10 protein-coding genes are annotated in these 12,275 nt (G+C 61.1%); 4 read left to right on the forward strand and 6 right to left on the reverse strand.

The genetic code is table 11. From position 1 onward, the window contains the following. Nucleotides 1-35: 35 nt before the first annotated feature. A complete protein-coding gene (locus tag ACTNBU_RS05340) occupies nt 36-1,031 on the forward strand; it encodes an AraC family transcriptional regulator (protein ID WP_441031549.1) in 996 nt (331 codons plus the stop codon). A 90-nt stretch (nt 1,032-1,121) separates the two neighbouring features. Here ACTNBU_RS05340 and mnmA read toward each other — a convergent pair whose 3' ends face one another. Together mnmA and cysK are read right to left on the reverse strand one after the other, a co-directional pair. Then, on the reverse strand, nt 1,122-2,201 hold the full coding sequence (gene mnmA, locus ACTNBU_RS05345; protein ID WP_441031551.1) for a tRNA 2-thiouridine(34) synthase MnmA: 1,080 nt from the start codon (nt 2,199-2,201) through the stop codon (nt 1,122-1,124). Between the two features lie 98 nt (nt 2,202-2,299). Continuing rightward, nucleotides 2,300-3,232, reverse strand: a complete 933-nt coding sequence (cysK, locus tag ACTNBU_RS05350; RefSeq protein WP_441031552.1) for a cysteine synthase A — start codon at nt 3,230-3,232, stop codon at nt 2,300-2,302. Between the two features lie 446 nt (nt 3,233-3,678). Between cysK and ACTNBU_RS05355 the strand changes: the two genes are divergently transcribed. Further along, on the forward strand, nt 3,679-4,107 hold the full coding sequence (locus ACTNBU_RS05355) for an RrF2 family transcriptional regulator (protein ID WP_441031554.1): 429 nt from the start codon (nt 3,679-3,681) through the stop codon (nt 4,105-4,107). A 67-nt stretch (nt 4,108-4,174) separates the two neighbouring features. Here ACTNBU_RS05355 and ACTNBU_RS05360 read toward each other — a convergent pair whose 3' ends face one another. Together ACTNBU_RS05360 and ACTNBU_RS05365 are read right to left on the reverse strand one after the other, a co-directional pair. Further along, nucleotides 4,175-6,154 (reverse strand): peptidoglycan DD-metalloendopeptidase family protein, encoded by a 1,980-nt coding sequence (locus ACTNBU_RS05360; RefSeq protein ID WP_441031555.1) that lies wholly within the window; start codon nt 6,152-6,154, stop codon nt 4,175-4,177. A 117-nt stretch (nt 6,155-6,271) separates the two neighbouring features. Then, nucleotides 6,272-6,523, reverse strand: a complete 252-nt coding sequence (locus ACTNBU_RS05365; RefSeq protein WP_441031556.1) for a hypothetical protein — start codon at nt 6,521-6,523, stop codon at nt 6,272-6,274. 22 nt (nt 6,524-6,545) lie between these two features. On the opposite strand from ACTNBU_RS05365, the gene pta reads away from it, so the two are divergent. After that, nucleotides 6,546-7,526: a phosphate acetyltransferase gene (gene pta, locus ACTNBU_RS05370; protein ID WP_441031557.1), complete on the forward strand. Its 981-nt coding sequence runs from the start codon at nt 6,546-6,548 to the stop codon at nt 7,524-7,526. A gap of 102 nt (nt 7,527-7,628) precedes the next feature. Here the strand turns inward: pta and ACTNBU_RS05375 are convergent, their stop codons facing one another. Both ACTNBU_RS05375 and ACTNBU_RS05380 read right to left on the reverse strand, forming a co-directional pair. Beyond that, on the reverse strand, nt 7,629-9,710 hold the full coding sequence (locus ACTNBU_RS05375) for a sodium-translocating pyrophosphatase (protein WP_441031558.1): 2,082 nt from the start codon (nt 9,708-9,710) through the stop codon (nt 7,629-7,631). 241 nt (nt 9,711-9,951) lie between these two features. Next, complete coding sequence (locus tag ACTNBU_RS05380) at nt 9,952-10,623, reverse strand: hypothetical protein (protein WP_441031559.1); 672 nt, start codon at nt 10,621-10,623, stop codon at nt 9,952-9,954. Nucleotides 10,624-11,377: 754 nt separating this feature from the next. Here ACTNBU_RS05380 and ACTNBU_RS05385 point away from each other — a divergent pair. Next, the gene (locus ACTNBU_RS05385; RefSeq protein WP_441031561.1) at nt 11,378-12,238 is read left to right on the forward strand and encodes a metallophosphoesterase; all 861 of its coding nucleotides are present in this window, start codon (nt 11,378-11,380) and stop codon (nt 12,236-12,238) included. Nucleotides 12,239-12,275 lie beyond the last annotated feature (37 nt).

Consider the following 12,275-nt stretch of genomic DNA (forward strand, 5'->3'; position numbering starts at 1 on the left):
GAAAGGAGGGCGGGCCTGCCCGCCGGAAAACAGCCATGATCGACAGTACCATCCTCAACTGGCTCCGGCCCATCACCGCGGAGGAGCGCTCCATTCTGGACGGCAGCGACGCCGTTGACTGGGAACTCTATATCGAGCGAACCGGCAACGTCATCAACGCCAAAAAGCTGCTGGACAGCGGAAAGCTCATCACCATCCGCCCCCACACCCGCTTTGTCCACTTCCCGCCCCACACCCACGACTATGTGGAATTGGTGTACATGTGCCAGGGGCAGACCACCCATATCGCCAACGGCACACGGATCGAGCTTCAGCAGGGCGAGCTGCTGTTCTTCGGCCAGGGCGCCAGCCAGGAGATATTGCCCGCCGGCGAGGAGGATCTGGCGGTGAACTTCATTATCCAACCTCCGTTCTTTGACAAGGCTCTGGAGATGCTGGATGAGGAGGAGACCCCGCTGCGGAAGTTCATCGTGGACAGCCTGAACCGGCAGAATTCCAACTACCTGTATTTCAAGGTGGCCAACGTGCTGCCCATCCAGAATCTGGTGGAGAACCTGCTGTGGACGCTGATCCAGGACGTGCCCAACAAGCGCAACCTGAACCAGACCACCATGGGCCTGCTGCTGATGCAGCTCATCAACCACGCCGACCGCCTGATCTGCGAATCCGAGGAGGACGAGGCACTCATGCGGGTCTTCCGGTACATCGAGGAGAACTACCGGGACGGAAGCCTGACGGAGCTGGCGGGTCTGCTGCACTATGATCTGGCCTGGCTCTCCCGGCAGATCAAGCGGCGCACCGGAAAGTCCTACACGGAGCATTTGCAGGAAAAGCGGATGAGCCAGGCGGCCTATCTGCTGAAGAACACGGCCATGCACGTGGACCGTATCGCCGAGGCGGTGGGATACAGCAATCTGCGGTATTTCCACCAGCTGTTCCGGGAGCGCTACGGTCTCTCGCCGAAAAAATACCGGGATTCCCTGGGGTTGGCCCATGGGCACGCGCCTGATGTGTCCGCTCGTCCGGAATGAAGGGTTTCCGGGGAAGGCTGGACAGGAACAAGAAAACGGAGATCACGTCCCGGCGTTTTTCGCCGGAGAACGGGATCTCCGTTTTGCACTTCACAGGATCGTGGCGCCGCCCAGCACCGCGTCCCCGTCGTAGAACACCACCGCCTGACCGGCGGCAATGGCCCGCTGGGGCACGTCGAAGGTGAGATGGATGCGGTCCGGGCCGGTGATGCGGAGGACGGCGGGCTGCTCCGGCTGGTGATAGCGGGTCCGGGCCGTGACCCGGATGGGACTGTCCGGCGCGGGGATGGACAGCCAGTTCACGTCGTCCGCGTCCAGGTCGGCGGTGAACAGCCGGTCATTGGGAGCCAGCGTCACGGTGTTGGACGCCGCGTCTTTCTTCTGGACGTACACGGGCTCGTCCGCGGAGACGCCCAGCCCCTTCCGCTGGCCGATGGTGTACCGGATGATACCCTTGTGGGTGCCCAGCCGGTTTCCGGCCTCGTCCAGAAAGTCTCCCGGCGGATAGGAATGGCCGGTGTACCGCTCTAGGAAGGCGGCGTAATCCCCATCGGGGACAAAGCAGATGTCCTGGCTGTCATGCTTCCGGGCATTGACGAAGCCCTGCGCTTCCGCAATCTCCCGGACCTGGGCCTTGGTCAGCTCTCCCAGCGGGAGCAGGGTGTGGGCCAGCTGCTCCTGGGTGAGAGAATAGAGGACATAGCTCTGGTCCTTAGGCCCATCCACGGCCTTTTTCAGCTGCCAGCGGCCATTGGACGCCTGGCTGATCCGGGCATAGTGGCCGGTGGCGATGAAATCGCAGCCCAGTTCCCTGGCCCGGCGGTACAGCCCACCGAATTTCAGGTAGCGGTTGCAGTCGATGCAGGGATTGGGAGTGCGTCCCTGCTCATAGGCGTCCACGAAGCGGCGGATGACGTTTTCCGAGAAGTCATCTTTGAAATTGAACACATAGAAGGGCATCTCCAGCCGCCGGGCCACGCTGCGGGCGTCCTCCACATCCTCCAGGGAACAGCAGGTGCGGCTGTCCTGAGAAAGTCCGGCGGTCTCGTTTTCATAGAGCCGCATGATGGCGCCTACGCATTCGTACCCCTGCTCCTTCAGGAGCCAGGCGGTGACGCTGGAATCCACGCCGCCGCTCATGGCGATGAGGACCTTTCCTTTGGATGACATCGTTGTTTCTCCTTTGCATCAGCAGGGTGAAAGGACGGCGGTGCAGATCCGCCGCCCTTTCGGAAGGGGGGAAAATCAGAATAACCGCTTTCCTGGATTTAATCCGCGAACAGCGGCGTGGAGAGATAGCGGTCGCCGGTATCCGGCAGGAGGACCACGATGGTCTTTCCCTTGGCCTCGGGACGCTTGGCGATCTGGATGGCGGCCCAGACGGCGGCGCCGGCGGAGATGCCCACCAGTATGCCCTCGGAGCGGCCGATCTGCTTGCCGGTGGCAAAGGCGTCCTCGTTGGCAACAGGAATGACCTCATCGTAGATCTTGGTGTTCAGCACCTCGGGGACGAAACCGGCGCCGATGCCCTGAATCTTGTGGGAACCGGCACGACCCTCACTGAGGACGGGGGAGTCCTTGGGCTCCACCGCCGCCACCTTGACGGCGGAATTCTGGGATTTCAGGTATTCGCCCACACCGGTGAGAGTGCCGCCGGTGCCGACGCCGGCTACGAAGTAGTCCACCTGACCGTCGGTGTCCTGCCAGATCTCCGGGCCGGTGGTGGCGCGGTGGACCGCCGGGTTGGCGGGGTTCACGAACTGGCCGGGGATAAAGCTGTTGGGGATCTCCTTCGCCAGCTCCTCGGCCTTGGCGATGGCGCCCTTCATGCCCTTGGCGCCCTCGGTGAGCACCAGCTCCGCACCGTAGGCCTTCATGATCTGACGGCGCTCCACGCTCATGGTCTCCGGCATGACGATGATGATGCGGTAGCCCCGGGCGGCGGCCACGGAGGCCAGGCCGATGCCGGTGTTGCCGGAGGTGGGCTCGATAATGACGGAGCCGGGCTTCAGTTTGCCGCTCTTTTCCGCGTCATCGATCATGCCCTTGCCGATGCGGTCCTTGACGCTGCCGGCGGGATTGAAATACTCCAGCTTGGCCAGGATGCGGGCCTCCAGGCCCAGCGCCTTCTCAATGTGGGTCAGTTCCAGCAGAGGGGTACGGCCGATCAGCTGATCGGCGGAAGTATAAATGTTCGCCATGATGTCAGTCTCCTTTATCGATCAGAATTTTAAATCAAATATGTCCGGGACGGCCGGTTCCGTCCCTGCGGCGCAGAGCTGCAGCTGCGACCGGGACATCGGAAGTCTGGTTTCAGGACGACAGAGGATGTGTTGCACATCGTCAAATCCCACCTTTTTTGTATACTATCCGGAGTATACTACAGACAACATACTTTGTCAATATGTTTTTAGGATTTATTTTTCTGAAAAAGAATTGTATTTCTAAAAACATTGTGATAAACTATGTTTATACCCTCAGCAGACAAAGGGCAGCACGCCTGCCAGCGGCTAAAATCAACGTTGGCGGCTCCGCCGCCTTACGGATGGGGCGTGCCCCTCGTGGGCATAACGCCGCCAGCCGCCGAAGATGCCCTGAAAAACCGTGCTGACCTTTGTCTGCTGAGGGTAAAAAGGAGGGCACTGCAATGTTGGTTTCCACAAAAGGACGATATGCGCTGCGGGTCATGGTAGACCTGGCGGAGAATAATACCGGGGAGCCGTTGCTGCTGGTGGACGTGGCCAGGCGGCAGGAGATCTCGGAAAAATATCTGGAGGGCATCATGGCTGTCCTCAGCAAACACGGGTTCGTCACCGCACAGCGGGGTCGGGGCGGCGGCTACAAGCTCAGCCGCAGGCCTGACGAGTACACGGTGGGCAGCATCCTGCGGCTCATCGAGGGGCCGCTGGCGCCGGTATCCTGTCTGGAGGGCGGGAGCAACACCTGCTCCCGGGCGGCGGAGTGCCGCACGCTGCCCATGTGGACAAAGCTAAACGAGCTCATCAACGACTATCTGGACAGCGTCACGCTGGCGGATCTGGCGTTCCAGGGCGGCGGAGGCGACTACGTGATCTGAAGACGCAGAAGTACAAAACGGAAACCGCCCGGACATTTGTCCGGGCGGTTTTGTGCTGTCTGGAGGGTCACAGGTAGTTCAGCGGGTTTTTCCGCACGCCGTTGTACCGGACCTCAAAGTGGCAGTGGTTGCCGGTGGAGTTGCCGGTGGAGCCCATTTTGGCGATCTGCTGGCCCTTGTAGACTTTCTGGCCCACGGACACCAGCAGCCTGCTGTTGTGGCCGTAATAGGTCACGTAGCCGTTGCCGTGGTCGATCTGCACCAGATAGCCGTAGCTGCTCATCCAGCCGGCGTAGATCACCGTGCCGCCGTCGGCGGCGTAGATGGGTGTGCCGTAGCGGTTGGCGATGTCGAGGCCGCCGTGATAGCTGGAGCCGAAGATGGAGCTTCGGTAGCCGAACCTGGAGGTGATGCTGCCGGAGCAGGGCCAGCGGAAGCTGCCGGTGGGCAGCCAGGTGGGACGCTCCTTGGTGCCCCGGGCCTGCTGTTCCGTGACGGGCTCCCGAAGGGTGACGTAAGACAGCACCGTGCGCTCCGTCTCCTCGCCGTTGACGTAGGTGACGTTGGCCGTCACGTCCGCCTTGCCGTACTGACCGGCGGACAGGACTTTGTAATCGCCCTTGTAGATGCTGGAATCGTCGGTGTACTCCACGTCGTAGGGAATATCCGTCAGATAGCTCTCCCGCTGGGTCACCGTCAGCGTCAGATAGGGGACGGCGGCGGACATGGTCAGCACCTCGCCGATGGAGATGCGGTTGATGTTGTAGCCGGGGTTCTTCTCCAGCAGTTCCTTGGAGGTCATGCCGTGGGAGTTGGCGATCTCAGACCAGGTATCACCGCTCTTGACAGTGTAAGTGACCTCCTCTGTCTTGGTACTGTACAGTGTCTCTGCCAGATAGCCCAGGTTCATGATCTTCTCCGTGGGGACATAGCCGGGTTTCACCGTTACATCCTCCTGGAAGCCGCAGGAGATGGTGTTCTCATTGCTGACGCGGGTCTGCAGCTGGTGGAGCAGCTCCTCCAGCGCGCCCTCGTAGGGCGTGGCGCCGATCATCTCGCCGTCCACATACAGAGAATAGCCATAGGTCACCAGACCGATCTTGCTGGACAGTTCCTCCTCAAAGGTGTCGCCGTCCACCACTTCCTTCCGGAGCATCAGGCCGCTGTCATAGCGGAGCAGATTGGTCCCGATGGTGTAGTTCCCGCCCAGAGCCTGGGAAGTGACCTTCTCCAGATCCCGGACGGCATCCTGGGCCGACATCTTGGAGGAGACCTTCGCCACCTCCTGACCGTCATAGGTAACGGTGGTGCCGAAGGTATAGAAGGAAGAAAACAGGGCCAGAACGGCAATGCCCGCCACGGCGCACAAAAAGGGAAGGGCCCGGATGCGCCGTTTTCCCTCGAATTTGGCGTGGAAGCCGTTGGTGCGGCGGACTGCCCTGCGGTGGCGGCCCACCAATGTCTCCCGCAGGCGGCTGCCGATCATGGGCAGCAGGCCGCCCAGCATCAGGAGCAGCTGGATCAGCAGGCGGTTGGACTCCGGGAAGCGCTTGGCCCGCTGCTCCCGGCGGATGTGATGCCAGCGGCGGCGGACATGGCGGACCCAATCCGTCGCCTGCTGCCACAGGGAAACTGGCTCCGCATCTGTCTCCGAGCGTTCCGTGCGAACGGCTTTCGGACGGGGCTCGGTCTCCGGATGGGGCTGATAGACGGCCTTTGCCGCTGTCTTTGCCTCCCGTGTATCCCGGCTCCGGCGAACAGACTCCCGCCGTGCGGTCTCCTCCGCCCGCGCCGCGGTCCGGGGACGGGGAGCATTCCGCTCCTGACGGTCTCCGGCGGCGGTCTCCCGAACCGCCGTCCGCTTCGCGGCTGTATTTGCGGCGTCAAGTGCCTGCTGTTCTGCGGCCTGACGCTCTCTCCGGCGTTTTTCAAGACGGCGCTCCGTCTCTATCCGCTCCATCCGCTGGCTCAGAGTCCACTGGGACCTGTCGCTCCGGCGGGGAGAGCGTTTTCCCTCCTGATCCACTTTTTTCAGCGTGTCGTTCATAGACGCTCCTTTAAGTGTGTTCAGATCTGCGTTCCGGGACAGGCTGTATTGAGAGTCTGTCACGAAATTGTAACAATTTGTTACCGTTCTGTATGATACCCTTTTTTAAAGGAGCCGTCAAGCCCCTTTTGCCTCTGAAAACCGGGAAAAGACTGGCTTTGCCTGAAAAGCGCCGGTTTTTTCAGGCAAAGTGGATCCGGCCGCCGCTCTGCCGCCTCCGTACGGGGCGGAGAGACGGTTTGGCCGTCGTTCTGCTGAAAATGCCCGAGAAAAAGCGGACGAAATGAGAAAATTTTGTTGCGTATTTTTTCGTTTTTTATTGAACGCGGGAAACGGCGCGTGTATAATAACTTCGGAATCTTTATCCAAACTGAGCTTGGAGGAATGAAATATGTTTAACTTTTTGATCCAGAAACTGAAGGCACATCCCCGGAAGATCGTATTCACCGAGGGCACCGACCCCCGCATTCTGGAAGCGTCCGCCCGTCTGCTGTCCGGAACCTTCCTGACCCCCGTTCTGGTGGGCGGCGAAGAGGAGATCAAGGCTGCCGCTGAGAAAGAGGGCTTCAATATTCGCGGCGCGGAGATCATTGACCCCGAGAACTTCGCCGACATGGACAAGATGGTTGCCCAGATGGTGGAGATCCGCAAGGGCAAGATGACCGAGGAGCAGTGCCGCAAGGCCCTGAGCCAGGCCAACTACTTCGGCACCATGCTGGTGAAGATGGGCTACGCCGACGCCCTGCTGGGCGGCGCCACCTACTCCACCGCCGACACCGTCCGTCCCGCCCTGCAGATCATCAAGACCAAGCCCGGCAGCAAGATTGTCTCCTCCTGCTTCATTCTGGTGCGCCCCTCCGCCACCGGTGACAACGAGGTCCTGGCCATGGGCGACTGCGCCATCAACATCAAGCCCACCGAGGACGAGTTGGTGGAGATCGCCGCCGAGACCGCCAACACTGCCAAGCTGTTCGGCATCGATCCCAAGGTGGCTTTCCTGAGCTACTCCACCCTGGGCTCCGGCAAGGGCGAGGATGTGGACAAGATGCGCCACGCCTTCGAGAAGGCCCACGCCGCCTATCCCGACCTGGCCATGGAGGGCGAGCTGCAGTTTGACGCCGCCGTGTCTCCCCGTGTGGCGAAGACCAAGTGCCCCGGTTCCGCTGTGGCCGGTCACGCCAACACCTTCATCTTCCCGGACATCAACGCCGGCAACATCGGCTACAAGATCTGCCAGCGCATGGGCAGCTTCGACGCCTACGGCCCCATCCTGCAGGGCCTGAACGCTCCCATCAACGACCTGAGCCGCGGCTGCAACGCTCTCGAGGTCTACTCCATGGCCATCATCACCGCCGGCCTGTGCAAGGACTGAGCAAAGCTCCGTACATTCTCCGGAGACGATCTGGAAGCAAAAAGGAAGGGACCCGAGAGGGGCCCTTCCTTTTTGCATAAATTTGCATGAAACAGAACCGGCTCACAGCAGGCTCATCAGATTGAAGGAGATGATGAGACCGGAGAACACGATGGAGACGGTGGAGCACAGCTTGATGAGAATGTTCAGGGACGGACCGGCGGTGTCCTTGAAGGGATCGCCCACGGTGTCGCCCACAACGGCCGCCTTGTGGCAGGCAGAGCCCTTGCCGCCGTGATGACCCGCCTCGATATACTTCTTGGCGTTGTCCCAGGCGCCGCCGGCGTTGGACATGAACACGGCCATGGCGAAGCCGGTGACGGAGACGCCGCCCAGCAGGCCTACCACGCCCTCGGTGCCCAAAATCAGGCCGGTGACGATGGGGACGATGATGGCCAGCAGGGCCGGGGCCACCATCTCACGCAGGGCGCCCTTGGTGCAGAGGCTGACGCAGGAGGCGTAATCGGGATCGGCGTGGTACTCCATGATGCCGGCGATCTCCCGGAACTGACGGCGGACCTCCACCACGATGGACTGGGCGGCGGTCTGGACGGCGCTCATGGTAAAGGCGGAGAACACGAAGGTCAGCATGGCGCCAATGAACAGGCCCACCAGCACCGTGGGATTGGTGAGGGACAGGTCCATGTCGATGCCCCGGCCTTCCACGATATTCACGTAAGAGACCAGCAGGGCCAGCGCCGTCAGGGAGGCGGAGCCGATGGCAAAGCCCTTGCCGGTGGCGGCGGTGGTGTTGCCCAGGGAGTCCAGAGCGTCGGTGCGCTCCCGGACCTGCTCCGGCAGGCCGGACATCTCAGCGATGCCGCCGGCGTTGTCCGCCACGGGACCGTAGGCGTCCGTGGCCAGGGTGATGCCCAGGGTGGACAGCATGCCCACGGCGGTGATGCCGATACCGTAGAGGCCCATCCAGAAGTCGGAACTGCCGCCGGCGGCGTAGAAGCTGATGACGACAGCTGCGGCCACGATGAGGATGGAGGCCACCGTGGACTTCATGCCCAGAGACAGACCGCCGATGATGATGGTGGCGGAGCCGGTCTCCGAGGCGTCGGCCAGCTTCTGGGTGGGTTTGTAGGTGTCAGAGGTATAGTACTCCGTGAAGTAGCCGATGGCGCAGCCGCCCACCAGTCCGCAGAGGATGGCCACGTACACGCCCCAGTTGCCCACGGTGGCGTAGGTCAGGGGAGCGGCGCAGATGGCGGACAGTACGGCGGCCAGATAGGTGCCGGTCCGGAGAGACGTCAGCAGGGACTTCTGGGTGGCGTCCTCCTTGGTCTTCACGAAGAAGGAGCCGATGATGGAGCAGACGATGCCCGCCACTGCCAGCAGCATGGGCAGCAGCATGCCGGCAAAGCCGTAACCCGCGGCGGCGCTGAGGGCGAAAGAGGCCAGGATGGAGCCCACGTAGGATTCGTACAGGTCGGCGCCCATGCCGGCCACGTCGCCCACGTTGTCGCCCACGTTATCGGCGATGGTGGCGGGGTTCCGGGGGTCGTCCTCCGGGATGCCGGCCTCCACCTTGCCCACCAGGTCAGCGCCCACGTCGGCGGCCTTCGTGTAGATGCCGCCGCCCACACGGGCGAACAGAGCCATGAAGGAGGCGCCCATGCCGTTCATCACCATGATATTGGCCAGTTCTGCCGCGTCGGTGATGCCGAAGACGTAGTACAGCAGGTGATACCAGATGGAGATGTCCAGCATACCCAGACCCACCACGGTGAAGCCCATGACGGAGCCGGAGGAGAAGGCCACCCGCAGGCCCCGGTTCAGGCTCTCAGAGGCGGCCTGGGCGGTACGGGCGTTGGCGCTGGTGGCGATCTTCATGCCGATGAGACCGGCCAGCATGGACCAGATGCCGCCGGTGAGGAACGCGAAGGGAGTGAATCGGGAGAGCATGTGCTCGCCCAGAAAAGCCATGGCCAGCAAAATGACGAATACGACCAGGAACACTTTGAATACCGTGGTGTACTGTTGCTTCAGGTAGGCGTTGGCTCCCGCACGGATGGAAGCGGCGATTTTCTGCATTTTCTCCGTTCCCTCGGAGCAGCGCAGGACCTTACCGCGCTGGATCCAAGCGAAGACCAGGGCCACCGCAGCGCCTGCAAAGCCCAGCCAGAACAAATTTTCCATATGAATTCCTCCCTCGGGTGATTCGGATTGCTGTACCTATTTTAGCACATTACGGTAAATTTACAAGAAAAATTTAGCTAAATTTAACATACGGAAATTTATGCTTACGTGTACTGCGAAAATTTTACTTTTATACACAGAAAAGGAAGAAATCGGTAAGGTTTTATTCTGTCTCCGTTTTTGAAAAAAACAGGAAGGCGGATCTCCGCCTTCCTGTCGCTGTGCATGGAAACGCCCCGTCTCACGGTGCGTTGACCAGTTTGAAATTAGTGAAGACCCATCGGCCGTCCACGCATTGATAGGGGAAGGAGTAATACTCCTCTCCGGATACGGTCTCCTGACCATCCGCCAGAAGCTCCACCGCCACATTGACGGTCCAGGTGTCCGGAGCGGTTTGTTCCACTTCCACCTCCGCGTCCCCCTTGGCGGGGTCCGGCTGGCGGCTGGAGGGCAGAACGTACAGCGCCCCGTCGATATCCCGGTATTGGGGCAGCACCGCGTCCGGCGGCATCAGGCGGTCGATGACCGCCTGGGAAAACAGATTCCGCAGATAAGTCCGCAGCTGCTCCAGGGTGGCGATGCCGGGATAGTCCACCCGCTGGTATACGGCCGTCCCCACCATGGCGGAGGAACTGCCGCAGGGCAGCGTGTTGAGCTGGAACCAGCCGAAGGCCGTACAGGCCCGGTCGTAAGCCGACAAAACTTCCTCCTGCGTGGGAGGAAGGACCTCGTTTTTCACATCCACAGCCTGAAAGGTCACCACACCGGACGCTTCCGGCGCAGGGGCCGCCGTCTGTGCAGACTGCGCCGCAGAGGACGCCGCGACCGGAGCTGCGGCACTCCCATTACCGCAGCCCGTCAGAAGCAGCAGCGCCAGCAGCGCCGCCGGCAGGGCGTTCTTCCTCGCTCTCATTCTCCTCTCCCCTTTGTCCCACACACTGTTTTCACAGTATCTTTCTATATTTTAAGGTATCATAATCCCACTGGAAAATCCACACATTTTTTCAAATTCAAAGCAGTTTTTTACGGCCGCGAAACGGGCCTCGCAAGGGTTCCCGGCGCGTCTCGGACATGCGGGCCGGGGCATCAAAAAAGACTGCTTTCCGAAGAAGCAGTCCGTGTGCTTTTTGGCGCCCGCCGCCTGCCCCGGCTGTCCCTCAAAGATGGGGGAACAGAGTCCGGGGTAATAAAAAATCCACGCTGCGATCAGCGTGGCTTCCGGTTTTGGCGGTGCTTACCGCTCACTGGGGACCAACGTGGCGCTGCCGAAGATCAGGTCGTCCAGATCGCAGGCGATGGACTTGTCAAACGTCATAGTTGTATCACGCTCCTTTCTTTTCTTGTTCACGGATATCATTATAGAACGCCGCCGTCGGAACAGCAAGGACTTACTTGTATATTTTTTATAAATAGTATGTAAATTATTTGTGCACGATTTCTGGGCAGCCAGGAACTGTTCCTGGAGCCGGGCCGTATCCGCGCTGGGGCGGAACTGCGGAAAGAACTGCCGGATTTTCCTGTATTTGTTCATTTTTTCTCTCGCCAAGCGGCCATGAGGATGCTATAATACTATCCTGATCCATATTCATGGCTTTTCGCACGTTTTGCCGGGACAGAAGCCGTGTCCCGAGTCTGCCGCCGCCGGCGGTGAAAGGAGGCCGTCACTGTTGAAGCCGAGACATCCCCGCAGACGGCGTCCGTTCCGGACATTTCTGATCCTGCTGGCCATACTGGTCCTGGGCGCCGGGTTCGTCCGGTGGGACAACACAGCGCTTCAGGTCACCCGGTTCCAGCCGGTGTTCGCACGCCTGCCCGACGGCTTTGACGGCTGCCGCGTGGCGGTACTCAGCGATCTCCACGGCGCTGTCTTCGGGGAGAACAATGCGACGCTGTTTGAGACGGTGGCGGCGGAGTCGCCGGAGTATATCTTCTACCTGGGGGACCTGGAGGACCGCTACCGGGGACCGGTCCCCGGCTATGCGGAGACGGTGGCGGAGGGACTGACCGCCATCGCGCCCACTTATTACGTCACCGGCAACCATGAGTGGGCCATCGGCGGCGTGCCGGAGCTGAAGGAACGGCTGAGAGCCCGGGGTGTCCAGGTGCTCAGCAACCAGTACACGGCGCTGGAGCGGAACGGAGACACCATCATTCTGGCGGGCATCGACGATCCCAACGGCTACGCCGACCAGAAGACGCCGGAGGCGCTGGCGGCGGAGATCTATGCGGAATACGGCAGTCCCTTCTGGTTGCTGCTGGCCCATCGGAACGACCGCTTTATGGAGCAGTACAGCCTGCTGGGCGCGGATCTGGTGGTGTCCGGCCACGGCCACGGCGGCATCATCCGCCTGCCCTTTACCGACGGCCTGATATCCACGGACCGAACGCTGTTTCCCACCTGCACGGCGGGGCTGTATGAGAACAACGGCTCCGCCCTGTTCGTCACCCGGGGGCTGGGGAATTCCGGCCCCACGTTCCGGCTGTTCAACCGGCCGGAGGTGGCGGTGGTGACGCTGCGAAAGGGATAAAAGACCAACAGAGACGTGACCCGTTGAGAGAAAAGAG

The sequence above is a fragment of the Dysosmobacter sp. HCP28S3_G4 genome, from assembly GCF_052065175.1.
In the GTDB taxonomy this organism is placed as follows: domain Bacteria; phylum Bacillota; class Clostridia; order Oscillospirales; family Oscillospiraceae; genus Oscillibacter.